Consider the following 25,811-nt stretch of genomic DNA (forward strand, 5'->3'; position numbering starts at 1 on the left):
CCGAATCCAGTCGTGGCCCACATCGACCTGAGCGAGAGCATGAACCGCGCTGAGAAGCGCGCCGCATCCGGTCTCGCAGTGATTTTCGGGTTGCGTATGCTGGGCATGTTCCTGATCCTGCCGGTGTTTGCGCTCTATGCCGAACACCTGCCGGGGGGGCAGAGCCACACCCTCGTCGGGCTTGCGCTCGGCATGTACGGCCTGACCCAGGCCATACTCATGATTCCCTTCGGCATGGCGTCGGACCGCATCGGGCGTAAAAAGGTCATCATCTTCGGCCTCGTCCTGTTCGCCCTCGGCAGCTTCGTCGCCGCCGCGGCCACCGATATCTACTGGACGATTGCCGGCCGCGCCTTGCAGGGCGCCGGGGCGATCTCGGCGGCGGTGACCGCGCTGCTGGCCGACCTCACGCGCGAGGAGCATCGCACCAAGGCGATGGCGACCATCGGCTCGACGATCGGCGTCGCGTTCGCGCTGTCGCTGGTCGCCGGTCCTGCGCTCAACCGGGTGATCGGCGTACCGGGCATCTTCGCGCTTACCGGCGTGCTCGCGCTCACCGCGATCTGGGTCGTCAAGGCCTGGGTGCCCGATCCGGTCGACACCCATTTTCATGCCGACGCCGAGGCCAATCCGGCGAAACTCCTCGACGTTCTGAAGGACGCGCAGCTCCTGCGGCTCGACTTCGGCATTTTCTCCCTGCATGCCGCGCAAATGGCGATGTTCGTCGTGGTGCCGGTGGCGCTCAAGAATAGCGGCCTCGACGCCGCGCAGCACTGGATCGTCTACCTGTCGGTATTGCTCGGCTCCTTCGTACTGATGATTCCGGCGATCGTCTACGGGGAAAAGCGCGGCCAGTTGAAGCCCGTCTTCGTCGGCGCGGTCGCGCTGATGTTGCTGGCCCAGATCGGCTTGGCGCTCGGCATCAGCCACTTCTGGGGCATCGTCTGGGCGCTATTCTTCTACTTCGTCGCGTTCAATCTGCTCGAAGCCAGCCTGCCCTCGCTGATCTCCAAGCTTGCCCCGGCGTCGGCCAAGGGAACCGCGATGGGGGTCTACAACACGGCGCAGGCGCTCGGACTCTTCTTCGGCGGCGTATTCGGCGGCTGGCTGGCGCAGCACTACGGCTTCAGCGCGGTCTTCGTGTTTTGCGTGATCCTGATGGCCATCTGGCTGCTCGCCAGCGTGTCGATGGCGTCGCCCCCGGCGATCAAGACCCGCATGTTTCGCGTCGGCACGATGGCGAGCGATCGGGCGGCCTTGCTGAAGGCTCAGCTCGCGGGTGTGCCGGGCGTCGTCGAGGCCGCCGTGCTTGCCGAAGAAGGGGTCGCCATGCTCAAGGTCCGGATTTCGGGCTGGGACGAGGCGGGCGCGCGGAGCCTGCTGGAAGCGGCCACCGCCTGAAAGCCGGCCTGATAGAATTCGCAGGGCCCAAGCGCGCACAATCCAACTCATCACGGGGAAAAACATGGCATCCGTCAACAAAGTCATCCTGGTCGGCAATCTCGGACGCGACCCCGAGATGCGCTACCTGCCGAGCGGAGAGGCCGTCGCCAACCTCGCGATCGCGACGACCGACAAATACAAGGACAAGAGCGGCCAGATGGTCGAGCAGACCGAGTGGCACCGCGTCAGTTTCTTCGGCCGTACCGCCGAGGTGTGCGGGCAGTACCTGAAAAAGGGTTCGCAGGTCTACGTCGAAGGCTCGATCCGCACGCGCAAGTACACCGACAAGGAAGGCGTCGAGAAATACGCGACCGAGATCCGCGGCGACCGGATGCAGATGCTGGGTAGCCGCAGCGGTGGCGGGGGTGTGGCCGACATGGACGACGGCTTCAACCAGGCGCCGCAGCGCAGCCAGCCGCGTGGCAACGCCCCCGCCGGCTCGCAGCGCCCGGCGAGCAGCGGATTCGACGACATGGACGACGATATTCCGTTCTGATCCCATCCCGCAGGGCCGGCGCACCACGGCGCATACAACGATAACGCGGGGAGAGCGCACATCGCGCAGAAGAAAGTGGACAGCACGAGGCTTGCCGGCGTTTGGTTGATCGGGACATTGCTTCTCGGTCAGGGTAGTGCGTTCGCGCAGGTCGATGAAGCCGATTTCTTCGACGAACTGCCTGTCGTGCTGTCGGCGTCGCGCCTGTCGCAGCCCGTGAGCGACGCCCCCACCGCGGTGAGCGTCATCGATCAAGAGATGATTCGGGCGTCGGGGTTTCGCGACATCCCCGAGTTGCTGCGCCTGGTGCCGGGTTTTTCGGTCGCTTACACCGAGGACAACACCTGGACCGCGGGCTACCACGGGCTCGCCGACGCCTATTCGCGGCGCTTTCAGGTGCTGGTCGACGGGCGCTCGATATACAGTCCGCACTACGGCGCGGTTTACTGGACCGACCTGCCGCTCTCGATCGACGACATCGAGCGCATCGAGGTCGTGCGCGGCCCCAATGCGGCGATTTACGGCGCGAACGCTTTTGTCGCCGTCATCAACATCATCACCAAGGCGGCTGCGCAGGTTCCGGGCGCCTTCGTGTCCATGCAGGCCGGCGAGCAGGACATGCGCGGGATCACGGTGCGCCAGGGCGGCGGAAGCGGCGACCTGCGCTACCGGCTTACGGCCTCTGCGCAGCAGCGCGACCGCTTCGAGCGTGACGTGGTAGGCAAGCTCGATCCAGAAGGCCCACTTTCCGACGACAACGGGCGCTACTTCGAGGCGAGCAGGACCTATTTCGTCAACGGCCGCGTCGATCGGCAAATCACGAGGGATTCTGACCTGATGCTGCAGTTCGGCCTCTCGCGCGGTGACTGGAAAGGCGGCTCGCGTACCGCCGCGCCCGGGTCCGTGCTCGAACCGATCGACCAGGATTCGCGCGCACTTTACCTGCAACTGGCTTATCACAAGGTCGAGTCCGAGCGGCGCGAGTGGCGGCTCCAGGCCTACCACAGCCAGAACCGGTTCGACGCCGACGCCGCCGGAGACGTCGGCGTAAACGTGGTCGTGGACCAGTATCTGACCCAGTCGCGCAGCAACATCGAGCTGCAGGTGACCGAGCAGTGGACGCCGACCTTGCGCGCCGTCTGGGGCGGCGAAGTCCGCCAGGAGTCGGTCAAGAGCCCCCAGGGTTACAACTCGGACAGGACGCTGCGCGGCGAATTGGCGCGCAGCTTTGCGAACCTGGAATGGCGGGCGACCGGGCGCCTGCTGGTTCAGGGCGGCGCGATGCTCGAACACCACTACTTCACCGGCACCGACGTCTCCCCGCGCGTGGCGGCGAACTTTACCTTGGCGCCCGGGCACGTGCTCCGCCTTGGTATTTCCCAGGCCTATCGCTCGCCCACGTTTTTCGAGCAGGAGGGTAATCAGGTCATTGTCCTCGACGACGGCACGGTCGGCGACGTGGTGACGGTGCCTTCGCCGCGCCTCGCGCCCGAACGCATACTGTCGCGCGAGATTGGCTATGTCGGTTATTGGCGCCCCGCCCGGCTGGAGTTCGATCTGCGCGTGTTCCGGGACAAGATCGGAAATTTCATCGGCCAGCAAAAGAGCGATTTCTTTAGCGGCGATGCCATCCGGGTCAACGAGTTCAGATACGAGAACATCGGCCAGGCGTGGTCCCAAGGGGGCGAATTTCAACTGCGCTGGAAGCCCGTCCGACGACTGGATGTCCACGCGCACTTCGCCCGCGTCTTCACGACCGCGGACACACGGCGGGAAAACTACACCGTGGACATTCCGCTCTCCACTCCGCGCAGTTCCTGGGGTGTGCTGGCCACCTACCGGTTCGACAACGGGTGGGAGACGAGCGGCGGGGTCTGGGGAACCGACGCCGTGAAGTGGCTCACCGAGGGAGACACTACCCGGCGCTATACGCGCGTCGATGCCCGTCTTGCGAAACGCTGGAAGTGGCAGGGTCGCGAGGTGGAGGCTGCCTTGGTCGGCCAGAATCTCGGCGACGACTACGAGGAGTTTCGCGACACCAACCGCTTCAGCCGTCGCGTCTACGGCAGCCTCGCTTTGGCATGGTAGCCGCCGAGGGCGCAGCCCTGCGGCCCCGCATCTTGGGGACTTGCGGGCTGGCGAGTATAATTTGCGCAACTTCTTGATTGTCGGAGAATTTTCATGCCGATCTATGCCTACAAATGCAGTGCCTGCGGCTTCGCCCAGGATGAAATGCTAAAAGTGTCCGACGCGCCGTTGACCGTGTGTCCATCGTGCGGCAAGGACGCCTACGCCAAGCAGCTCACCGCGGCAGGGTTCGCGCTCAAGGGAACCGGCTGGTACGCCACCGATTTCAAGGGCGGTTCGAGCAAGCCCGCGGAGACCAAGACCGACGCGCCTTCGCACGCCTGCGGCACCGGTGCGTGTCCGGCATGTAACTGACGGCGCGTGCGTCAACCGGGAAGCGGGCGGTGCGAGCCGTCCGCTTCTTTGTTTCCGACGGAAGCATGAAGCGTTATTTCATTACCGGCCTGCTGATCTGGGTCCCACTGGGGATCACGCTGTGGGTGCTCGATCTGCTGATCGGCACGCTCGACCAGAGCCTCATGGTGCTGCCGGCCGAATGGCAGCCCGAAGCGTGGATCGGCATGCGCATCCGCGGCCTGGGCGTCATCCTGACGCTGCTCGTGATTCTGCTCACCGGCGTGTTCGCGACCAATTTCTTTGGCAACAAGATCATCGGCCTGTGGGAGCGCCTGTTGATCCGCATCCCGGTCGTGAAGACCATATACGGCGGGGTTAAGCAGGTGTCCGACACCCTGCTCTCGGGCAGCGGCCACGCCTTCAGGAAGGTCTTGCTCGTGCGCTATCCGCATGCGCAGGCGTGGTCGCTCGCGTTCCAGACCAACGTTCCCGACGAGGTCGCGCGTGCCTTGCCGGACGAGCACGTCGCCGTCTTCGTCCCGACCACGCCGAGCCCGGTCAACGGTTTCTATTTTTATGTGAAGAAGAGCGAGGTGATCGAACTGGCCGTGCCGGTCGACCGCGCGCTCAAATATATCGTCTCGATGGGCGTCGTTTCCGGCGACCCCCGGGGTAGCCAATAGGAAAAACGAACATGCGTACTCACTACTGCGGCGCGGTCACGGCCGCCGACGTCGGCAACACGGTCACTTTGTGCGGATGGGCGCACCGGCGACGCGATCACGGCGGCGTGATCTTCATCGACCTGCGCGACCGTGAGGGCATGGTTCAGGTCGTGGTCGACCCCGATACGCCGGCGGCATTCAAGCTCGCCGAGGACGTGCGCGCCGAATTCGTGCTGAAGATCGAAGGCAAGGTTCGTCCGCGTCCGGCAGGGACGGAGAATCCGCACCTGCCGACCGGGATGGTCGAGGTGTTGACGCTCGATCTGGACGTGCTGAACCCCTCGCTGACGCCGCCGTTCCAGATCGACGACGAGACCATCAACGAGAACATCCGACTCCAGTACCGTTACCTCGACCTGCGCCGCGAGCCGATGCAGAAGAACCTCAAGCTGCGCTATCGCGTGTCGAAGATCATGCGCGACTACCTCGATACGCACGGCTTCATGGAGGTCGAGACGCCGATGCTGACGCGCTCGACGCCCGAAGGCGCGCGCGACTATCTGGTGCCGAGCCGGGTGCACGACGGCATGTTCTACGCGCTGCCGCAGAGCCCGCAGCTCTTCAAGCAGCTTCTGATGGTCTCCGGCGTCGACCGCTACTTCCAGATCACGAAGTGCTTCCGCGACGAGGACTTGCGCGCCGACCGCCAGCCCGAGTTCACGCAAGTGGATTTGGAGACCTCGTTCATGGGCGAGGAAGCGATCATGGGCCTCGTCGAGGGCATGATTCGCGACATGATGCAGAAGGCCCAGGGCATCGAACTTCCCGCGGCCTTCCCGCGCATGAGCTACGCCGAGGCGATGAATCGATACGGGTCGGACAAGCCCGATCTGCGCGTCACGCTCGAAATCGTCGACGTCGGCGACGTCATGAGGGACGTCGCGTTCAAGGTCTTCGCCACACCTGCCAATGATCCGAAAGGTCGTGTCGCGGCGCTGCGGATTCCGGGCGGCGCGACGCTCTCGCGCAGCGAAATCGACGGCTACACCGAGTTCGTCAAGATTTACGGCGCCAAGGGGCTGGCCTACATCAAGGTCAACGACGTCGGCCAGTTGAACGAAGCGGGCCTGCAGTCGCCGATCGTCAAGAACCTCTCAGAAGCCGCCTTGCACGCGGTGATGGAGCGGACCGGCGCGCAGAACGGTGACCTGATCTTCTTCGGCGCCGACCGCGCCAAGGTGGTCAACGACGCGCTCGGCGCGCTGCGGCTCAAGATCGGCCACGAGAAAGGTCACGTCGACGGTCGCGCCTGGGCGCCGCTCTGGGTCGTCGACTTCCCGATGTTCGAATACAACGAGGACGAGAACCGCTGGGACGCGCTGCACCATCCCTTCACCGCGCCCAAGGACGGCCACGAGGACTGGCTCGCCACCGACCCCGGCAAGTGTCTGTCCAAGGCCTACGACATGGTGCTGAACGGTTGGGAAGTCGGCGGCGGCTCGGTGCGTATCCACCGCGAGAAGGTGCAGGAAAAGGTCTTCGCCGCCCTCAACATCGGCGAGGAAGAGCGCCGCGAGAAATTCGGCTTCCTGCTCGACGCCCTGCAATACGGCGCGCCGCCCCATGGCGGCCTCGCATTCGGGCTCGATAGATTGGTCACGCTGATGGCCGGGGCCGAGTCGATCCGCGACGTCATCGCCTTCCCCAAGACGCAGCGCGCCTCGTGCCTGATGACCAACGCGCCCAACGTCGTCGACGAAAAGCAGCTGCGCGAGTTGCACATCCGCCTGCGCAATCCGATCGCCGCCGACAAGGCAGCCTGAGCCGAGATGAAATTCGCCGATACCCTGAACACCCTGCCAGAGTTCACCGGCGAAGCGGTGGTCCTGAGCGACGCGGCCGGCGCCGAGCTCGGTCGGATCGCCAACGCGCCGGGCACGGCCGGCTCGTTTCGCGTCTATGCCTATCTCGCGCAGCGCTACGGCGCGATCGATGCCGAGGCGGCCGCCGAAGGCCTGGCGATCTTTGCCGAACATACCGAGGACGCGGCACGCCACCCGGGTAAGCATCCGAACGTGGACCGCCTGGTCGATATCCTCAAGACGGGCGTTCCGCTCGCGGCCCGCGTGATGTGACGCCGCACAAGATTCCCGTTTCGGTACTCGTCGTCATCTACACGGTCGACGGCGAGGTCTTGCTGCTCGAACGCGCGGACGCGCCCGGTTTCTGGCAATCGGTGACGGGTTCGCAGGATGAAGGCGAAACGCTGGAACAGACCGCGATCCGGGAAGTGCGCGAAGAAACCGGGCTCGATGCCGCACAGTTCGAGTTGAGTCCGTGGGACATCGAAACCCGCTTCGAGATCTACGAACGCTGGCGCCACCGTTACGCGCCGGGCGTGACGCACAACACCGAGCACGTGTTCGGGCTGCGGCTGCCGTCGCGCCTGCCGGTGGTACTGGCGCCGCAGGAGCACCTGCGCTATCTGTGGTTGCCGTGGCCGCGCGCTGCGGAACGCTGCTTTTCGCCTAGCAACGCAGCCGCGATTCGGCTCGTCCCCAGGCGCCTATAATTCCGGCATGAGCCAAGCGCTGCACATCGCGAGCTACAACATCCACAAGGGCATGTCGCAATTCAACCGCCGCCTGATGGTGCACGAGTTGCGCGACCGCCTCGGCGGGCTGGGAACCGACATCGTTTTTCTGCAGGAGGTGCAAGGCAGCCACGGCCTGCGCGCGAGCCGATTCCAGCACTGGCCCGGCCGCCCGCAGCACGAATTCCTCGCCGGCCAGATATACACCGATTTCGCCTACGGCAAGAATTGCGTCTACGACACCGGGCATCACGGCAACGCCATCCTGTCGCGCTACAAGATCACTTCCTGGGAAAACGAAAACATCTCGGCCCACGCTTTCGAAAGCCGCGGCATGTTGCATTGCGAGATCGAGGTGCCCGGGCTCGGCACGCCCGTGCACTGCATCAACGTTCACCTGGGCCTGACGGCGCGCGGCCGAAAGCGGCAACTCGCGATGATCGCCGACCGCGTGCACAAACTGGTCCCCGACGACGCGCCGCTGATCCTCGCCGGCGATTTCAACGACTGGCAGATGCGCGCGTGCCGCTATTTCAACGACGAGCTCGGGCTGTCGGAAGTCTTCGGTACCCACCAGGGCAAGCCGGCGCGCAGCTATCCGTCGATTTTTCCGCTGTTCCAGCTCGACCGTATCTACGTGCGCCGCTTCACGGTCAAAGCTGTCGAGGTCCATTCGGGTACCCTGTGGCGCGGGGTCTCCGATCACGCTGCGCTGACTGCGACGCTTAGCGCCGCAGCATGACCCCGCGCGGTCCCTGGTCGCGGCTGTTTTTTCGCCGCGTCGACATGGTTTCGGGCAACCACCTGCGGCTGTTGCAGAGCGGGGCCGACTACTTCCCTGCGCTGATCGCCGCGTTCGACGCCGCCCGCGCCGAAATCTATCTTGAAACCTATATCTTCAACGCCGACTCGACGGCCGAGGCCGTGCGCGACGCGCTCGTTCGCGCCGCGCAGCGCGGCGTGCAGGTGCGCGTCCTGATCGACGCGATCGGTTCGCGTGAACTGCCTGCCGCGTGGCTGGAAGCACTGAAGACGGCGGGCGTCGCCGTCCTCAAGTACCGGCCGCTGGTCACCGGCTGGCGCTCGAATCCGAAAAGTCTGCGCCGATTGCACCGCAAGGTCGCGGTCGTCGACGCGCGCATCGCTTTTGTCGGCGGCATGAATCTGCTCGACGATTTCGAGCCGATTCGCTTTCCTGTCGCGCGTTTCGACTTCAGCGTCGAAGTGCAGGGGCCGCTGATCGTGGCGATCCATCAAAGTGTGCACCACCTGTGGCGTCTGGTCGCCTTGAGCCAACTGCAGCCAATCGACCGCAAGCATTCGGTTCACCCTTCCTGGCCGACCGACGGCCGCGTCCGCGCGGCTTTCGTGACGCGCGACAGCTTTGCCCATCGGCGTGACATCGAGCGCAGCTACCTGACGGCGCTTGCGCTCGCGCGCAGCGACATCCTGATTGCGAACGCCTATTTTCTGCCCGGCAACCGCTTCCGCAAGCTGCTGAAAAAAGCCGCGGCGCGTGGGGTGCGCGTGCAGCTGCTCGTGCAGGGGCATACCGACCATCCTTTTTTTCAGGCGGCGTCGCGCGCGCTCTACCAGGATCTTCTAGTCGCCGGCGTCAGCATCCGCGAGTATCAGGCGAGCGAGTTGCACGCCAAGGTCGCGGTCGTCGATGACCACTGGGCGACGGTCGGGTCGAGCAACATCGACCCGTTCAGTCTGATGCTCGCGCGCGAGGCGAACATCGTCGTCGACGACGTGGGGTTCGCCGCCGACCTGCGCGAGCGCCTGCAGCGCGCGGTGGACGAATCGGCCGCGCTCAGTGCCGCCGACTGGAAGATCCGTCCCTGGCGCCAGCGCCTGGCCTCGCGGCTTGCCTACGGGCTCGTGCGCTTTCTGCTTGGCGTCGCGCGGCTCGGGCGCTGGCTGTAACGCTGTCGTCCCAGCCGGGTTGCGTCGGGGGCGAGGCGCTGTAGCAGCAGCGTCGCCAGCATGGCGCAAGCCGCGTCAGAGCTTCGCCGCCTCGAATGTATCGCATTGCCCCGGGTCGCCTGTCTGCATGCCGCGCGCGAACCAGCGCATGCGCTGTTCCGACGCGCCGTGCGTGAAGGATTCGGGCACGACCGTGCCACGCGTCTGCCGTTGCAGGCGGTCGTCGCCGACCCCGGCCGCAGCGGCCAGCGCCTCTTCCGCATCACCCGGTTCGAGCACCTGACGCGTCTTGTCGGCGTGATGCGCCCAGACGCCGGCGAAACAGTCGGCCTGCAATTCCATGCGCACCTGCATCGCGTTGCCCGCGGCCTCGCCGGAGCGCTGACGCGCGGCGTGTACCTGCTGCGAGACGCCGAGCAGCGTCTGCACGTGGTGGCCGACCTCGTGGGCGACGACGTAGGCCTGGGCGAAATCGCCCGGTGCGTCGTGGCGCTGCGCGAGATCGTCGAAGAAGCTCATGTCGAGATAGAGCTTCTGGTCGCCCGGGCAGTAAAAAGGCCCCATCGCCGCTTCGGCAAACCCGCACGCCGACTGCACCGCACCCGAAAACAGCACCAGCGTCGGTTGCCGATATGGCTGGCCCGACTGCTGGAACAACGTGCCCCACACATCCTCCGTGTCGGCGAGCACGACGGACATGAATTCCTTGAGTCGCTCCTCCTCGGGCGACTGCGCGACCTGCTGCTCGGTCGCCGCCGGCCCGCCCACCTGGTTGAGCACCACCGACGGGTCGACGCCGAAATACATCGCGACGAGCGCGAGCACGATCGCGCCGATCCCGCCGCCGGCCAGCCCGCGGCCGCCGATCCGCATGCCGCGCCGATCTTCGATGTTGCTGCTGCGTCGTCCGCGTTCCCAGCGCATGGCGGTTTCCTCAAGAGGTACACCCGCTTCATTGTAGCCAGCACCCCGGGAGCGGCGCAGTCGCCGGAATGGCGACGGGCCTAGCCCGCGGGGGCCCGCTGAGGTGCAACAAAACAACACTTTTTTCGCCGGCAGCGTAAAAAACAACAGCTTTTCTTGCCGGGCTGAAGCGAGTCTGGATAATCGACCTCGTCCATCAAGCGCCTTGCATGTCGGACAGCTCTGCAGAGCTTCAATCGGTTTTATTTTTCTTTATTAGGAGAAAAGCAATGAAAAAATCCCTGATCGCCCTGGCCGTCGCCAGCGCCGTCTCCGCCCCGGCTTTCGCGGCCACCAGCAACGTCGACGTCTACGGCGTGCTGAACTTCGCCGTCGCGAGCATCGATTCCGACACCGGCACCGAAGATCGCCAGCTCTCGCTTGCTTCCCAGAACAGCCGCATCGGCTTCAAGGGCGCCGAAGACCTCGGCGGCGGCCTGTCCGCGATCTGGCAGATCGAGTCGACCGTTTTTCTGGACGAAAGCGGCGGCCCCTTCGCGACCCGCAACACCTTCGTCGGCCTCAAGGGCGGTTTCGGTAGCGTTCTGCTCGGCCGTCACGACACCCCGGTCAAGATGCTGCGCGGCAAGGTCGACAACTTCGGCGACACCCTGGCCGACTCGCGCAACCTGCTGGGCGCGAACGCCGTTTCTGGCTCGTCCTCCTATGATCTGCGTCCCAACAATACCGTGGTTTACATTTCCCCGAACCTCAGCGGCCTGACCCTGATGGCAGCCTACACTGCCGATCACGGCGTTTCTGGTGCGAGCGCAACCTTCCCCAGCTGCGTGGCCGGTGCGGATTGTAACGATCGCGACGGCTACAGCGTGTCCGCCGACTACGCCAACGGTCCCCTGATGCTGGGTCTGGGCTATGAGCGTCACAACACGCTGATCAATGCGACCAACGACGAAATCGACCGCAGCATCTGGCGCGCCGTCGCCGGCTTCAACATCGCCGATTTCAAGCTGGGCGCGGTGTACGAGCGCGCGTCGGGCGACGCCGCACTGGCGTCCGACGATCGCAACGGCTGGGGCCTGTTCGCCAACTACGCGCTGGGCAACGTCGTCCTCAAGGCCAACTACCTCACGGTCGGCGACTATGAGGGTGTGAACGACAGCGGCGCCAAGCAGTACACCGTCGGCGTCGACTACAACCTGTCCAAGCGTACGACCGCCTCCCTGTTCTACGCGCAGATCAAGAACGACACGAACGCCGGATTCGACATCGGCCGCGCCCAGGGCGTGAGCGACTCGACCACTGTCGCAAATGGCGCGGATCCTTCGACCTTCGGCCTCGGCCTGAAGCACTCCTTCTGATTCAACGCCGGGGCAACCCGGTTAGAAAGACGAAGTTTAAGCGGGCTCCTTCGGGGGCCCGTTTTGTTATTGCCTGCCGATGCCGTTTACGCCACCTTCACCTCCAAGTCGTGCATGATCTCGGCGACCTTGCCGAGCAAGATCGACGCCGAACAATAGTTGTCGGCGGAGAGCTTTACGACCGCTCACGCGATTGGATCGAGCGACGCGGATGGTCGTCTGTGGCCGATGAAACGCTTCTTTGTTTGTTACACTGGGGAAGTGAAATTCACACAGTATTTTCTGTCCATGCGGCAACGGCCGGACAGGGCCTCGATCCAACTGGAGTGGATTCAGTATGTGATCGATCACCCCGAGCGGGAGGTGATTCAGTCCGATGGGCGAATTCGCCGTTGGGCATCCATAGCGGAGGTCGAAGGCCGTTACCTGCGCGTGATTCTTCTACCGGACCGGGAAACCGTCCACAACGCATTTTTCGATCGGAGATTCGTGCCATGAAGATCAAATATTTCCAGGATACCGACACGCTTTATATCGAGTTCAAATCGACCCCGGTGAGCGAAAGCAGGGATCTGGATGAGAACACCCTGCTTGACCTGGACGCGGATGGAAATGTGTGTGGCATCACGGTCGAACATGCGCGCGATCGGGCCGATATTCCGAAATTTTCTTTCGAGCAAATCGCAGCGTAGCGATTGCTGCTCGGTGACGACGACGGGCGCTTCCGCGCCCGTTTGCATTTCTAAGCTTCCACTACCTCGAAATCGTGCGTGATCTCGGCAGTCTTTCCGAGCATGATCGACGCCGAGCAGTATTTCTCGGCCGAGAGCTTGACTGCCTGCTCGACGCGCTTGGGATCGAGCGATTTGCCGGTGACGGTGAAGTGCACGTGAATGCGCGTGAATACCTTGGGATCGGTCGGCGCGCGCTCGGCGTCGATGTCCGCGACGCAGTCGCTCACCTGTTGCCGGCCCTTGCGCAGAATGTGGACGACGTCGAAAGACGAGCAGCCGCCGAGACCCAGCAGCAGCATTTCCATCGGCCGCACGCCGAGGTTCTTGCCGCCTGAATCGGGCGAGCCGTCCATCACGACGGTGTGGCCGGATTCGCTCTGGCCGGCAAAGCTGACGCCTTCGATGAGTTTGACGCGGGCTTTCATGGGGTCCTCGGGTGGATGGGTTCAGTGTGTGAAGCAGCCCTCTGCGTGAACAGCGCTGCTAGAAATTCGAGCGGAGTTTGTACCACAGAATGCCCAGCCATTCGTGCAAGGCGAAGCTGCTGTCGCGCAGACCCGCCGGCGTCGGCAGCAGATCGAGAATGCGGTCGAGGTCGGTGCTGGCGAACTGGATGCCGGCGGGGATGACTTCGAGTTCTTGCGCCTCGAACAGCGGCACCGCACGGCGCAGGTGCCAGGCGTGGGTGACGAGCGCAATGCGATGGACGCCACTCTTTTTGAGCAGCGGCGCGGACAAGCGCGCGTTGTCCCAGGTCGTGAGCGCGGCGTCCTCGACCCAGCGGGGTTCGATCCCGTAGTCGTCGCGCAAGACTTGGGCGAGGATCTGGCCTTCGGCGAGCGTTCCGCCGCCGGGGTTGCCGCCGGTGACGAGCAGCGGCAGGCCGGTCGCGCGGTGTAGCCGAACTGCGTAGCGCAGGCGTTCGAGGCTGATGCCGTTGAGCGTGTCGCCGCCGTATTCGCGCGACGCCATGCGTCGGCCGCCGCTCAAAACGACGATTGCGTCGGCCTGCAATCGTGCAGGGTCCACCGGCACGCTGATCTCGAGGCTCTTGAGCAGCAGCCCGCCGACCCAGGGGGTGGACAGGGCGTAGAGCGCGGCGGTCGATACAAGGATCAGCGACATGGCAAGACGGGGGTTACGGCGGCGAATGGCGATGCCGGCGCCGAGCACGATCACGAGCGAAAGCGGCGGCAACAGCGCAATGGCGATCAGGTCGGTGGCGAGCCAGGCTGTCATGGCGCCGATTGTATGCGAGGTGGCCGCGCGACTTGCATCCGGCGTTTGACTTTGCGCGGGCGCCGCGGTTAAAATGCCCGGCTTTCCGAGAATGTCCTCTGTGCAGAGGTTGGGTCATGAAAACCTTTTCCGCTAAATCGCATGAAGTCAAACGCGACTGGTTCGTGGTTGACGCTGATAACAAAGTGCTGGGCCGCCTCGCGTCCGAGATCGCGCGCCGTCTGCGTGGCAAGCACAAGCCGGAGTTCACCCCGCACGTCGACACCGGCGATTACATCGTTGTCGTCAATGCGAGCAAGATGGTCGTGACCGGCAACAAGGGCCTCGACAAGAAATACTATCGCCACTCGGGCTATCCCGGCGGTATCTACGAGACCAACTTCGACAAGATGCAGGCGCGCTTTCCGGGCCGTGCACTGGAAAAGGCGGTCAAGGGCATGCTCCCCAAGGGCCCGCTCGGCTATGCCATGATCAAGAAAATGAAAATCTACGCGGGCGCGGACCATCCGCACGAGGCGCAACAGCCCAAGCCCCTCGACATCAATGTTAAGGCTGCATCATGATCGGTAACTACAACTATGGTACGGGTCGTCGCAAATCGTCGGTCGCCCGCGTGTTCATCAAGGCCGGCAGCGGCAAGATCGTCGTCAACGACAAGCCCGTCGACGAGTATTTTTCGCGCGAGACCGGTCGCATGATCGTGCGTCAGCCCCTCGTCCTGACCGACAACCTCAATCGCTTCGACATCATGGTCAACGTCGCCGGTGGCGGCGAATCCGGCCAGGCCGGTGCGGTTCGCCATGGCATCACCCGTGCGCTGATCGATCTCGACGCCGGAATGAAGCCGACGCTGAAGGCAGCCGGCCTCGTCACCCGCGACGCCCGCGAAGTCGAGCGGAAGAAGGTCGGCTTCCACAAGGCCCGTCGCCGCAAGCAGTTCTCGAAGCGCTGATCGCTTCGGCGCCCGAAAAAAGCCGCCCCGAACCGGGCGGCTTTTTTTGTGCCCGGGCGAGCGGCTACCTTACAATTACTCATCCATCGCAAGGAAGTTTCACCATGATCAAGGTCGGAATTGTGGGCGGCACGGGTTATACGGGCGTCGAGTTGCTGCGACTACTGGCGCGTCACCCCGAGGTCGAATTGAAGGCGATCACCTCGCGCAAGGAGGCTGGCATGCCGGTCGCCGACATGTTTCCCAATCTTCGCGGCCGGGTGGGTCTGGCTTTTTCCACACCCGAGGAAGCAGGGCTCGAGACGTGCGACGTCGTGTTCTTCGCCACGCCCAATGGGGTGGCGATGCAACAGACGCGTGCGCTGCTCGACGCTGGCGTCAAGGTGATCGATCTGGCCGCCGACTTCCGCATCAAGGACGTCGCCGAGTGGCAGAAGTGGTACAAGATGGAGCACGCCTGCCCCGACCTGGTCGACGAGGCGGTCTATGGTCTGCCCGAGATCAACCGCGACAAGATCAAGGCGGCACGCCTGATCGCCAACCCCGGTTGCTACCCGACTGCGGTGCAGCTCGGGTTTCTGCCGCTTCTGGAAGCAGGCGTCGCCGAAACCGGTACCCTCATCGCCGACGCCAAGTCCGGCGTGTCGGGGGCGGGCCGCAAGGCCGAGACCCATATCCTCTTCGCCGAGGCGGCCGACAACTTCAAGGCCTACGCGGTCGGCGGCCACCGTCATTGGCCGGAAATCAAGCAGGGGCTGGAGATTTTTGCAGGCGGACCTGTGGGTTTTACCTTCGTGCCGCACCTGACGCCGCTCATCCGCGGTATCCACGCCACGCTCTACGCCAGGGTGAGCGCGGACGTCGACCTGCAGGCCTTGTACGAGAAGCGTTACACGGACGAGGCTTTCGTCGATGTCATGCCGGCCGGTGCCTGCCCGGAGACCCGCTCGGTCCGTGGGGCGAACGTCTGCCGCATCGCCGTGCACCGCCAGCAGGGAAGCGACATGGTGATCGTGCTGTCTGTGATCGACAACCTGGTCAAAGGCGCCGCGGGGCAGGCGGTGCAGAACATGAACATCCTGTTCGGGCTGGCCGAGGATACGGCGCTGTCGGACGTCGGCATGCTCCCCTGAGCGCGGAACTCCGCGGCCCGCTCAGGGTCTTTGCTTGACGCAAGACGGGTGAAGCGGATAATCACCCCACACTTTTTCAAGGAGCATCACCATGAATGCAACCACCGAGATGGAATCCCCGCTCGTCTTCACCGACAGCGCCGCAAGCAAAGTCAAAAGCCTGATCGACGAGGAGGGTAACCCTGACCTCAAGCTGCGCGTGTTCGTGTCGGGCGGCGGCTGCTCGGGCTTTCAGTACGGCTTCACCTTCGACGAAGCACAAAACGCCGACGATACCGTTATGGTGAAAAACGGCGTGACCCTGCTCGTCGATTCGATGAGCTTCCAGTATCTGGTCGGCGCCGAAATCGACTATTCGGAAGGCCTCGAAGGCGCGCAGTTCGTGATCAAGAACCCGAACGCCACGACCACCTGCGGCTGCGGCTCGTCCTTCTCGGCCTGAGGCGCTGCGCGCCCGGCAGAAAGCGGCTTCGGCCGCTTTTTTCGTTTCCGGTCCGGCTTCAGGCCGGATGGATCGCGCCGAGTATGCGTTCCCCGCATGCGCCTGTCACGGCAGGCAGGTTGCCGGCTTCGCCGTGCATCGTCTGCCGGGCGAGCCAAGCAAACGCGAGCGCCTCGACCCAATCCGGGTCGATGCCCAGGTCGGCAGTCGTCGTGACGCGGACGTGCGGGAGGAGCGCCGCGATGCGCCGCATCAAGGCGCCGTTGTGCGCGCCGCCGCCACAGACGTAGAGTTCTTGCGCGCCGCGGCACTCCTGCGTCACGGCGTCGCAGAGCGAGACGGCGGTAAATTCGAGCAGGGTGGCCTGTACCGTGCCCGGCTCGAGCCTCTGCCCTAGTCCGGCCAGCGTCGTGTCGAGACTTTCCAGGTTGAACTGCTCGCGCCCGGCGCTTTTCGGCGGGCGCTGCTCCAGGTAGGGGTGGCGCAGCAATGCTTGCAGGAGTCCGGCGGCCACGCTGCCCTCGGCGGCCCAACTCCCATCGCGATCGTACCGGCTTCCCTGATGCCGATGGATCCACGCGTCCATGAGCATGTTGCCCGGCCCCGTATCCCAGCCCCGGATCGGGCCATTCGGCGGAAGGTCCGTGATGTTCGCGATCCCCCCGACGTTGGCAATGACCCGGTGAATCTCGGGATGGGCCAGCACGCGGGCGTGGAAGGCCGGGACCAGCGGCGCGCCCTGGCCGCCCGCCGCGATGTCGCGGCTTCGGAAGTCCGAGACGACGGCGATGCCCGCGAGTTCGGCCAGCAGCGACGCGTTTCCGATCTGGATCGTATAGCCGTCCCCCGGCCGGTGGCGCAGGGTCTGGCCGTGGCAGCCGATCGCGCGGATTTTGGCCGGATCGATGCCCTCAAGCAGCGCTCCGACCGCTTCGGCGTAGAGACGTGCCAGAGCGTTGGCGGCAAGCGCCGCGAGATGGACTTCGTCGGCCTGCGGCGTATGGAGCGCGAGCAACTGCGCGCGCAGGTCGTCGGGATAATGGATGTATCGGGTACGGAGCAGGCGAACTTGGTTGCCGGTGCCGATCTCGGCCAGGACCGCGTCTATGCCGTCAAGGCTGGTGCCGGACATGAGGCCGACGTAGGGTTCGGCCTCATGCGTGGGAACTGCGCTCAATCGAGTGCGGCGAGATTGGTGCCGCGCAGCAGGTGGAGTTTTTCAGACCAGGCGGCGGTCTGCTGGAGGAAGCGCGCGCGCTGCGCGTCGGCCAAGGGCGGCGACCCTGGCAGCTTGACGGTCATCGGGTTCTGCGGACGTCCGGCGATACGGACCTCGTAGTGGAGGTGCGGACCGGTTGAAGCCCCCGTCGAGCCGACATAGGCGATGAGCTGGCCCTGAGCGATGCTGCGCCCCGGGCGGATGCCGGTAGCGAAGGCGCTCAGGTGTGCGTAGTAGGTTTCGAATCCGTTGGGGTGTCGCAACACGACGAGATTGCCGTAGCCGCCGCGGCGCCCGGCAAAGACGACGGTCGCGTCGCCGGTGGCCTTGACCCGCGTGCCCGTCGGGGCGCCGAAATCGACGCCGGTATGGGCGCGGTGGAAGCCGTAAACCGGATGCTTGCGCGAGTTGCTGAAGCTCGAGGTTACGCGGGAAAACTCGAGCGGCGAGCGCAGAAAGCCTTTCTTGAGCGACTCGCCCTCGGGCGTGTAGTAGTCCTCACGTCCGAACGGATCCTGGAAGAGCACGGCGCGATACGGCTTGCCGGCGTTGACGAACTCGGCTGCCAGCAGCTTGCCGGGCGAAACCGGTTCGCCGTTGCGATAGTTGACCGTATAAATCACCGAGAAGCTGTCGCCGCGGCGCAGGTCCTCGCGGAAGTCGAGATTCGTCGAGAACGTCTCGGCCATCTGGTCGGCGATCTTGTCCGGTATTCCGGCGGCGTCGGTGGCGCCGTACAACGACAGCAGGATGCGGCCCGAGCGCATCACCACGCGAGTCTCCAGCGCGTCACTGGCCTCGGTCGCCACGTAGCCGTCGCCTTCCCGGGTCACGGTCATTGTCGGCGCGCCGCGCCGCTCGAACCGCAGCGACACGAGCTGGCCGTCCTGGGTGGTCGTCGCCTGGATGCGCTTGCCGGCGCGGATTTCCGCCGCGAGCGGACGCAGCGCCTTGTTTGACACGAGCTGCTGGATCTCCAGGTCGTCAAGCTGCAGGCGGGCGAGCGCGCTCGAGAGCGTGTCGCCGGATTGGATGGTGCTCTCGCGCTCGAACGTCATGTCCCCGCTACCGGCGTAGGAAGCGGGCAGGGCGATGCCTTCGATGACCGTCTGCGGCGTAATGCTGTTGGTGTTGGTGTCGGGTGCAAGGCCGAAGGCCGCGACGACCCCAAACAACGGTAGGCTCGACAGCGTGACCAGGGTACGCAATTTGAAGCGGCGTTCCGCTCCCGTCATGCGATCGGTTAAGATTCTCAGTTTGGTGAGCGGCATGGACCGTTTCCCTTCTGTAATCGAGCCGGGAGTCTACCACAAATGCCCCTCGGCGACTTTTTTGAATTCAAACAGCGGCTTACACACGCGTTTGAGCAAGCGGTGTTGCAGGATTACGGCCAGGATCGAGTGAAACTTGACCGGTGCGGGAGAGGAATTTGATGGAGCACGCATTGCAGGAGATCAAGCGTGGCGCGGACGAACTGCTGGTCGAGGCCGAGCTCGTCGAGAAGCTGAAAACCGGGCGGCCGTTGCGCATCAAGGCAGGATTCGATCCCACGGCCCCCGATCTCCATCTTGGGCATACGGTCTTATTGAACAAGTTGCGACAGTTCCAGGTTCTCGGTCACCGGATTGTTTTCCTGATCGGGGATTTCACCGGGATGATCGGCGACCCTACCGGCAAGAATGCGACCCGCCCGCCGTTGACGCGGGAGGCGGTCGCCGAGAACGCCAAGACCTATCAGGAGCAGGTATTCAAGGTGCTCGACCCGGCCTTGACCGAGGTGCGCTTCAACTCCGAGTGGATGGAAGGCTTGGGATCGGTCGGGATGATCCGGCTCGCGGCAACGCATACGGTCGCGAGAATGCTGGAGCGGGACGACTTCCAGAAACGCTACAGCAGCCAGAAGCCGATTGCGATCCACGAGTTCCTCTACCCCCTGATCCAGGGTTACGACTCGGTCGAATTGAAGGCCGACGTCGAACTGGGCGGCACCGACCAGAAGTTCAACCTGTTGATGGGCCGGGAATTACAGAAGCACTACGGGCAGCCGCCGCAGTGCATTCTGACCATGCCGCTTCTCGAGGGCACGGACGGCGTCAACAAGATGTCGAAGTCGCTCGGCAATTACATCGGGATCAACGAGGCGCCGGGGCAGATTTTCGGCAAGCTCATGTCGATTTCTGACGCGCTGATGTGGCGTTATATCGATCTGCTTTCGTTCGAGTCCATCGCCAGGATCGAAGGCTGGCGGTCCGACGTCGCGGCCGGCCTGAACCCGCGTGAGGTAAAGGTTGCGTTCGCGCAGGAAATCGTCGGCAGGTTCCACGGGGACAAGGCCGCACGCGACGCTGTGGCCGAGTTCGAGGCGCGATTCCAGCGTGGGGTCTTGCCAGACGATATGCCCGAAGTGGATCTGCACGGCATTGACGGTGGCCTCCCGGTGCCGCAGCTGCTCAAGCAGGCGGGACTCGTTTCCAGCACCTCGGACGCGATCCGCCAGATCGCCGGCGGCGGGGTCAGGCTCGACGGCGAGCGGGTGACGGACAAAGGCCAGAGCGTGCCCGCCGGCGCGACGGTCGTCGCGCAGGTCGGCAAGCGGAAATTCGCTCGCGTGACGGTCATTTGAAAAAAGTTCTGCGATAGCTGTTGACGAAGCTTTTTTGCTCTGTAGAATGCGCACCTCTTCGATGAACAACGCAGTCGTGCGTCGAAGCAGTAACAAGGATTGACGCCGTTTAGAAGCGGCGGGTTTCGAAAATAAGTGTTGACGTATTCTGTAAGTTCTGTAGAATGCGCACCTCTCGAAACGGCGACGCTGAGTTGTGGTGTTGTTGCAATCGATTGATCTTTAACAATTTACAGCCGATAGGTGTGGGTGTTGTTGCGGCGGTCGGGCCTGGTTTTCCGGGCCTGACGACTAGCATAAATGCTCACACTTGAATCAAGAGTCGCCGAGAGGCGGCTCGAGTTTGAGTTGAGCGCCGAAGTATTTGAAGTAATTGCAGTGATTGAACTGAAGAGTTTGATCCTGGCTCAGATTGAACGCTGGCGGAATGCTTTACACATGCAAGTCGAACGGCAGCACGGGAGCTTGCTCCTGGTGGCGAGTGGCGAACGGGTGAGTAATGCGTCGGAACGTACCGAGTAATGGGGGATAACGCACCGAAAGGTGTGCTAATACCGCATACGCCCTGAGGGGGAAAGTGGGGGACCGCAAGGCCTCACGTTATTCGAGCGGCCGACGTCTGATTAGCTAGTTGGTGGGGTAAAGGCCTACCAAGGCGACGATCAGTAGCGGGTCTGAGAGGATGATCCGCCACACTGGGACTGAGACACGGCCCAGACTCCTACGGGAGGCAGCAGTGGGGAATTTTGGACAATGGGCGAAAGCCTGATCCAGCCATTCCGCGTGAGTGAAGAAGGCCTTCGGGTTGTAAAGCTCTTTCAGCTGGAAAGAAACGCTCCGGGCGAATATCCCGGGGTAATGACGGTACCAGCAGAAGAAGCACCGGCTAACTACGTGCCAGCAGCCGCGGTAATACGTAGGGTGCGAGCGTTAATCGGAATTACTGGGCGTAAAGCGTGCGCAGGCGGATTGTTAAGCAAGATGTGAAATCCCCGGGCTTAACCTGGGAATGGCATTTTGAACTGGCAGTCTAGAGTGCGTCAGAGGGGGGTGGAATTCCACGTGTAGCAGTGAAATGCGTAGAGATGTGGAGGAACACCGATGGCGAAGGCAGCCCCCTGGGATGACACTGACGCTCATGTACGAAAGCGTGGGTAGCAAACAGGATTAGATACCCTGGTAGTCCACGCCCTAAACGATGTCAACTGGTTGTTGGGGGAGTGAAATCCCTTAGTAACGAAGCTAACGCGTGAAGTTGACCGCCTGGGGAGTACGGTCGCAAGATTAAAACTCAAAGGAATTGACGGGGACCCGCACAAGCGGTGGATGATGTGGATTAATTCGATGCAACGCGAAAAACCTTACCTACCCTTGACATGTCCGGAATCCTGCAGAGATGCGGGAGTGCCCGAAAGGGAATCGGAACACAGGTGCTGCATGGCTGTCGTCAGCTCGTGTCGTGAGATGTTGGGTTAAGTCCCGCAACGAGCGCAACCCTTATCATTAGTTGCTACGCAAGGGCACTCTAATGAGACTGCCGGTGACAAACCGGAGGAAGGTGGGGATGACGTCAAGTCCTCATGGCCCTTATGGGTAGGGCTTCACACGTCATACAATGGTCGGTACAGAGGGTTGCCAAGCCGCGAGGTGGAGCCAATCCCAGAAAGCCGATCGTAGTCCGGATTGTTCTCTGCAACTCGAGAGCATGAAGTCGGAATCGCTAGTAATCGCGGATCAGCATGTCGCGGTGAATACGTTCCCGGGTCTTGTACACACCGCCCGTCACACCATGGGAGTGGAATCTGGCAGAAGTAGGTAGCCTAACCGCAAGGAGGGCGCTTACCACGCTGGGTTTCATGACTGGGGTGAAGTCGTAACAAGGTAGCCGTAGGGGAACCTGCGGCTGGATCACCTCCTTTCTAGAGAAAGCTGCTGCAACACTCACACCTATCGGTTGTCGATAAGAAGCTGTTTCGATGGATGGAACGGCGAGACCGGGCTTGTAGCTCAGTTGGTTAGAGCACACGCTTGATAAGCGTGGGGTCGCTGGTTCAAATCCAGCCAGGCCCACCAGATAGCGTGGTGGCTTGGCCGGATGCTGATTGGCTCTGAACTTTGAGAGTCGAGCAGCGCAAGGCGCGAGACGCCGCCGTGTGCTGGTGCACACAAGGCGTTGAGCAACGCCGCGATGCGAAGGCTATCGAAGTTCAGAGGGGGATTAGCTCAGCTGGGAGAGCACCTGCTTTGCAAGCAGGGGGTCGTCGGTTCGATCCCGTCATCCTCCACCACTATCCAGGGATCAGGGGTCGGGATTAAGGGTCGGGAAAAACGCAGTACCTATCTGTGTGAATCTGTGTGAATCGTAAGCAGTGAAGTCGCTGACTTTAGTGCTTACGCGTTATGCGTAACGGCTGTTCTTTAACAATTTGGAAGAAGGTGATGCATTTGTGATGAATGCATCAACATGGGTTGAAATTGTATCGACCCTGTCACCTGGAATATTGGGTTCAGTGATGAGCCTGATGCCGAGCTGGGTGGTGGGGTAGCAAACACATCTGTAATGCGAGACTGGATGATCGCAAGAGAATTCAGTCCTCAAAATTATAGGGTCAAGCGACTAAGTGCATGTGGTGGATGCCTTGGCGACTACAGGCGATGAAGGACGCGTAAGCCTGCGATAAGCTTCGGGGAGCTGGCAATAGAGCTTTGATCCGGAGATTTCCGAATGGGGGAACCCGGCCCTTTGGGCCACTCCCACCTGAATACATAGGGTGGGTAGAGCGAACGCAGTGAACTGAAACATCTAAGTAGCTGCAGGAAAAGAAATCAACCGAGATTCCCATAGTAGTGGCGAGCGAATTGGGAAGAGCCTTCATGATTTAGCATTCTTGTTAGTGGAACAGTCTGGAAAGTCTGGCCATAGTGGGTGATAGCCCCGTACGCGAAAACAAGAGTGTGGAACTAGGCATGAGACAAGTAGGGCGGGACACGTGAAATCCTGTCTGAACATGGGGGGACCATCCTCCAAGGCTAAATACTCGTAGTCGACCGATAGTGAACCAGTACCGTGAGGGAAAGGCGAAAAGAACCCCGGGAGGGGAGTGAAATAGATCCTGAAACCGCATGCATACAAACAGTGGGAGCCCCTGCTTCAAGCACCTTCGATTCTTTCGAGGAGCGAGCGCAAGCGAGCGACTCAAAAGTAATTAAGAAGGAGTGAAATGGGTGCTGCAACGCGCAGCGTTGTAGTGGCCCTGCGAGAACACCCGGAGGGTGTTTGAAGCAGGGGTGACTGCGTACCTTTTGTATAATGGGTCAGCGACTTACGTTCCGTTGCGAGCTTAACCGAATAGGGGAGGCGAAGCGAAAGCGAGTCTTAATAGGGCGCATAGTAGCGGGGCGTAGACCCGAAACCGGATGATCTATCCATGGCCAGGATGAAGGTGCGGTAACACGCACTGGAGGTCCGAACCCACTAATGTTGAAAAATTAGGGGATGAGCTGTGGATAGGGGTGAAAGGCTAAACAAATCCGGAGATAGCTGGTTCTCCTCGAAAGCTATTTAGGTAGCGCCTCATGTATCACTCACGGGGGTAGAGCACTGTAATGTTAGTGGGGGTCATTGCGACTTACTGCGGCATAGCAAACTCCGAATACCGTGAAGTGCGAGCATGGGAGACAGACATCGGGTGCTAACGTCCGGTGTCAAGAGGGAAACAACCCAGACCGACAGCTAAGGTCCCAAATGACGTGCTAAGTGGAAAACGATGTGGGAAGGCATAGACAGCTAGGAAGTTGGCTTAGAAGCAGCCATCCTTTAAAGAAAGCGTAATAGCTCACTAGTCGAGTCGTCCTGCGCGGAAGATGTAACGGGGCTAAGCACGTAACCGAAGCTTCGGATATGCACTTTGTGCATATGGTAGAGGAGCGTTCTGTAAGTCTGCGAAGGTGTCCTGTAAGGGGTGCTGGAGATATCAGAAGTGCGAATGCTGACATGAGTAGCGATAAAGGGGGTGAAAGGCCCCCTCGCCGAAAACCCAAGGTTTCCTGCGCAACGTTCATCGGCGCAGGGTGAGTCGGTCCCTAAGGTGAGGCAGAGATGCGTAGCTGATGGGAAACGGGTCAAAATTCCCGTACTTTCGTTTACTGCGATGTGGGGACGGAGAAGGTTAGGTGAGCCGGGTGTTGGATGTCCCGGTTTAAGTGCGTAGGCAGATCCCTTAGGCAAATCCGGGGGGTTAATGTCGAGACACGATGACGGTGCTCCATTGGAGCCGAAGTCACTGATACCAAGCTTCCAAGAAAAGCCACTAAGCTTCAGGTAAACGAGAACCGTACCGCAAACCGACACAGGTGGGTAGGATGAGAATTCTAAGGCGCTTGAGAGAACTCGGGTGAAGGAACTCGGCAAATTGGTACCGTAACTTCGGGATAAGGTACGCCCCGGTAGGTTGTAGCGACTTGCTCGCGAAGGCCGATGGGGTTGCAGTGAAATGGTGGCTGCGACTGTTTAATAAAAACACAGCACTCTGCAAACACGAAAGTGGACGTATAGGGTGTGACGCCTGCCCGGTGCCGGAAGGTTAATTGATGGGGTGCAAGCTCTTGATCGAAGCCCCGGTAAACGGCGGCCGTAACTATAACGGTCCTAAGGTAGCGAAATTCCTTGTCGGGTAAGTTCCGACCCGCACGAATGGCGTAACGATGGCCACACTGTCTCCACCCGAGACTCAGCGAAGTTGAAATGTTTGTGAAGATGCAATCTCCCCGCGGCTAGACGGAAAGACCCCATGAACCTTTACTGTAGCTTTGCATTGGACTGTGACGGGACTTGTGTAGGATAGCTGGGAGCCTGTGAAGCGAGGTCGCTAGATCTCGTGGAGGCGTCGTTGAAATACCAGCCTGGTGTCGTTGCGGTTCTAACCTGGGTCCATTATCTGGATCGGGGACCGTGCATGGTGGGCAGTTTGACTGGGGCGGTCTCCTCCCAAAGTGTAACGGAGGAGTACGAAGGTCTTCTAGGTACGGTCGGACATCGTACTGATAGTGCAATGGCAAAAGAAGGCTTGACTGCGAGACTGACACGTCGAGCAGGTGCGAAAGCAGGTCATAGTGATCCGGTGGTTCTGTATGGAAGGGCCATCGCTCAACGGATAAAAGGTACTCTGGGGATAACAGGCTGATTCCTCCCAAGAGTTCATATCGACGGGGGAGTTTGGCACCTCGATGTCGGCTCATCACATCCTGGGGCTGTAGCCGGTCCCAAGGGTATGGCTGTTCGCCATTTAAAGTGGTACGTGAGCTGGGTTTAAAACGTCGTGAGACAGTTTGGTCCCTATCTGCCGTGGGCGTTGGAAGATTGACGGGGGCTGCTCCTAGTACGAGAGGACCGGAGTGGACGTGCCTCTGGTGTACCGGTTATGACGCCAGTCGTATCGCCGGGTAGCTAAGCACGGAAGAGATAAACGCTGAAAGCATCTAAGCGTGAAACTTGCCTGAAGATAAGTCTTCCCTGGCACCTTGAGTGCCCTGAAGGGTCGTCGAAGACCACGACGTTGATAGGCGGGGTGTGGAAGCGCAGTAATGCGTTAAGCTAACCCGTACTAATTGCCCGTGAGGCTTGATCCTATAATTTTG

22 protein-coding genes, 2 tRNA genes and 2 rRNA genes are annotated in these 25,811 nt (G+C 61.9%); 21 read left to right on the forward strand and 5 right to left on the reverse strand.

Annotated features, from left to right (window positions below; genetic code table 11):
• Positions 1-39: 39 nt before the first annotated feature.
• The 10 genes from TBD_RS02190 to clsB all read left to right on the forward strand — a co-directional run bounded on the left by TBD_RS02190 (position 40) and on the right by clsB (position 9,550).
• Positions 40-1,401, forward strand: coding sequence for an MFS transporter (locus tag TBD_RS02190; protein WP_011310949.1), 1,362 nt, complete (start codon positions 40-42; stop codon positions 1,399-1,401).
• 64 nt (positions 1,402-1,465) lie between these two features.
• The gene (ssb, locus tag TBD_RS02195; protein ID WP_011310950.1) at positions 1,466-1,939 is read left to right on the forward strand and encodes a single-stranded DNA-binding protein; all 474 of its coding nucleotides are present in this window, start codon (positions 1,466-1,468) and stop codon (positions 1,937-1,939) included.
• 75 nt (positions 1,940-2,014) lie between these two features.
• Positions 2,015-4,027, forward strand: coding sequence for a TonB-dependent receptor plug domain-containing protein (locus tag TBD_RS02200; protein ID WP_011310951.1), 2,013 nt, complete (start codon positions 2,015-2,017; stop codon positions 4,025-4,027).
• A 93-nt stretch (positions 4,028-4,120) separates the two neighbouring features.
• Positions 4,121-4,381: an FmdB family zinc ribbon protein gene (locus tag TBD_RS02205; protein WP_011310952.1), complete on the forward strand. Its 261-nt coding sequence runs from the start codon at positions 4,121-4,123 to the stop codon at positions 4,379-4,381.
• A 65-nt stretch (positions 4,382-4,446) separates the two neighbouring features.
• Positions 4,447-5,046, forward strand: coding sequence for a DUF502 domain-containing protein (locus tag TBD_RS02210; protein WP_041432241.1), 600 nt, complete (start codon positions 4,447-4,449; stop codon positions 5,044-5,046).
• 11 nt (positions 5,047-5,057) lie between these two features.
• Positions 5,058-6,851 carry an aspartate--tRNA ligase gene (gene aspS / locus TBD_RS02215; protein WP_011310954.1) on the forward strand — a complete coding sequence of 598 codons (1,794 nt, stop codon included), beginning with the start codon at positions 5,058-5,060 and terminating at the stop codon, positions 6,849-6,851.
• 6 nt (positions 6,852-6,857) lie between these two features.
• On the forward strand, positions 6,858-7,163 hold the full coding sequence (locus tag TBD_RS02220; RefSeq protein ID WP_011310955.1) for a DUF2322 family protein: 306 nt from the start codon (positions 6,858-6,860) through the stop codon (positions 7,161-7,163).
• On the forward strand, positions 7,160-7,600 hold the full coding sequence (nudB, locus tag TBD_RS02225) for a dihydroneopterin triphosphate diphosphatase (RefSeq protein ID WP_011310956.1): 441 nt from the start codon (positions 7,160-7,162) through the stop codon (positions 7,598-7,600). Before TBD_RS02220 ends, nudB begins: the two co-directional genes overlap by 4 nt.
• A 7-nt stretch (positions 7,601-7,607) precedes the next feature.
• Positions 7,608-8,363 (forward strand): endonuclease/exonuclease/phosphatase family protein, encoded by a 756-nt coding sequence (locus TBD_RS02230; RefSeq protein WP_011310957.1) that lies wholly within the window; start codon positions 7,608-7,610, stop codon positions 8,361-8,363.
• Positions 8,360-9,550 (forward strand): cardiolipin synthase ClsB, encoded by a 1,191-nt coding sequence (gene clsB / locus TBD_RS02235; RefSeq protein ID WP_011310958.1) that lies wholly within the window; start codon positions 8,360-8,362, stop codon positions 9,548-9,550. Before TBD_RS02230 ends, clsB begins: the two co-directional genes overlap by 4 nt.
• A gap of 75 nt (positions 9,551-9,625) precedes the next feature.
• On the opposite strand, the gene ypfJ is transcribed toward clsB, so the two are convergent.
• On the reverse strand, positions 9,626-10,474 hold the full coding sequence (ypfJ, locus tag TBD_RS02240) for a KPN_02809 family neutral zinc metallopeptidase (protein WP_011310959.1): 849 nt from the start codon (positions 10,472-10,474) through the stop codon (positions 9,626-9,628).
• 269 nt (positions 10,475-10,743) lie between these two features.
• On the opposite strand from ypfJ, the gene TBD_RS02245 reads away from it, so the two are divergent.
• Together TBD_RS02245 and TBD_RS02255 are read left to right on the forward strand one after the other, a co-directional pair.
• Entirely contained in the window at positions 10,744-11,832 is a 1,089-nt protein-coding gene (locus TBD_RS02245; RefSeq protein ID WP_011310960.1) for a porin, read from the forward strand.
• Between the two features lie 494 nt (positions 11,833-12,326).
• Entirely contained in the window at positions 12,327-12,524 is a 198-nt protein-coding gene (locus TBD_RS02255; RefSeq protein WP_011310962.1) for a DUF2283 domain-containing protein, read from the forward strand.
• A gap of 50 nt (positions 12,525-12,574) precedes the next feature.
• On the opposite strand, the gene TBD_RS02260 is transcribed toward TBD_RS02255, so the two are convergent.
• Complete coding sequence (locus TBD_RS02260; protein ID WP_011310963.1) at positions 12,575-12,991, reverse strand: OsmC family protein; 417 nt, start codon at positions 12,989-12,991, stop codon at positions 12,575-12,577.
• A gap of 58 nt (positions 12,992-13,049) precedes the next feature.
• Positions 13,050-13,805: a YdcF family protein gene (locus tag TBD_RS02265; RefSeq protein WP_011310964.1), complete on the reverse strand. Its 756-nt coding sequence runs from the start codon at positions 13,803-13,805 to the stop codon at positions 13,050-13,052.
• A gap of 116 nt (positions 13,806-13,921) precedes the next feature.
• On the opposite strand from TBD_RS02265, the gene rplM reads away from it, so the two are divergent.
• The 4 genes from rplM to erpA all read left to right on the forward strand — a co-directional run bounded on the left by rplM (position 13,922) and on the right by erpA (position 16,332).
• A complete protein-coding gene (gene rplM, locus TBD_RS02270) occupies positions 13,922-14,368 on the forward strand; it encodes a 50S ribosomal protein L13 (protein ID WP_011310965.1) in 447 nt (148 codons plus the stop codon).
• Positions 14,365-14,757 carry a 30S ribosomal protein S9 gene (gene rpsI / locus TBD_RS02275; RefSeq protein ID WP_011310966.1) on the forward strand — a complete coding sequence of 131 codons (393 nt, stop codon included), beginning with the start codon at positions 14,365-14,367 and terminating at the stop codon, positions 14,755-14,757. The genes rplM and rpsI overlap by 4 nt, the downstream gene beginning before the upstream one ends.
• Before the next feature lie 104 nt (positions 14,758-14,861).
• Positions 14,862-15,890 carry an N-acetyl-gamma-glutamyl-phosphate reductase gene (gene argC, locus TBD_RS02280; protein ID WP_011310967.1) on the forward strand — a complete coding sequence of 343 codons (1,029 nt, stop codon included), beginning with the start codon at positions 14,862-14,864 and terminating at the stop codon, positions 15,888-15,890.
• A 91-nt stretch (positions 15,891-15,981) separates the two neighbouring features.
• Positions 15,982-16,332, forward strand: coding sequence for an iron-sulfur cluster insertion protein ErpA (erpA, locus tag TBD_RS02285; protein ID WP_011310968.1), 351 nt, complete (start codon positions 15,982-15,984; stop codon positions 16,330-16,332).
• 58 nt (positions 16,333-16,390) lie between these two features.
• Here the strand turns inward: erpA and TBD_RS02290 are convergent, their stop codons facing one another.
• Both TBD_RS02290 and TBD_RS02295 read right to left on the reverse strand, forming a co-directional pair.
• Positions 16,391-17,509 (reverse strand): anhydro-N-acetylmuramic acid kinase, encoded by a 1,119-nt coding sequence (locus TBD_RS02290; protein ID WP_011310969.1) that lies wholly within the window; start codon positions 17,507-17,509, stop codon positions 16,391-16,393.
• The gene (locus TBD_RS02295; protein ID WP_011310970.1) at positions 17,506-18,822 is read right to left on the reverse strand and encodes a peptidoglycan DD-metalloendopeptidase family protein; all 1,317 of its coding nucleotides are present in this window, start codon (positions 18,820-18,822) and stop codon (positions 17,506-17,508) included. The genes TBD_RS02290 and TBD_RS02295 overlap by 4 nt, the downstream gene beginning before the upstream one ends.
• Positions 18,823-18,983: 161 nt before the next feature.
• Between TBD_RS02295 and tyrS the strand changes: the two genes are divergently transcribed.
• The 5 genes from tyrS to TBD_RS02320 all read left to right on the forward strand — a co-directional run bounded on the left by tyrS (position 18,984) and on the right by TBD_RS02320 (position 25,802).
• The gene (tyrS, locus tag TBD_RS02300; protein ID WP_011310971.1) at positions 18,984-20,174 is read left to right on the forward strand and encodes a tyrosine--tRNA ligase; all 1,191 of its coding nucleotides are present in this window, start codon (positions 18,984-18,986) and stop codon (positions 20,172-20,174) included.
• A 384-nt stretch (positions 20,175-20,558) separates the two neighbouring features.
• Positions 20,559-22,093 (forward strand): 16S ribosomal RNA (locus TBD_RS02305).
• 77 nt (positions 22,094-22,170) lie between these two features.
• Positions 22,171-22,247 (forward strand) — tRNA-Ile (locus tag TBD_RS02310).
• A gap of 139 nt (positions 22,248-22,386) precedes the next feature.
• Positions 22,387-22,462 (forward strand) — tRNA-Ala (locus TBD_RS02315).
• Positions 22,463-22,781: 319 nt separating this feature from the next.
• Positions 22,782-25,802, forward strand: a 23S ribosomal RNA gene (locus TBD_RS02320).
• Together the 16S and 23S rRNA genes with 2 tRNA genes alongside form the textbook arrangement of a ribosomal RNA operon.
• Positions 25,803-25,811 lie beyond the last annotated feature (9 nt).

The sequence above is a fragment of the Thiobacillus denitrificans ATCC 25259 genome, from assembly GCF_000012745.1.
GTDB lineage: Bacteria > Pseudomonadota > Gammaproteobacteria > Burkholderiales > Thiobacillaceae > Thiobacillus > Thiobacillus denitrificans_B.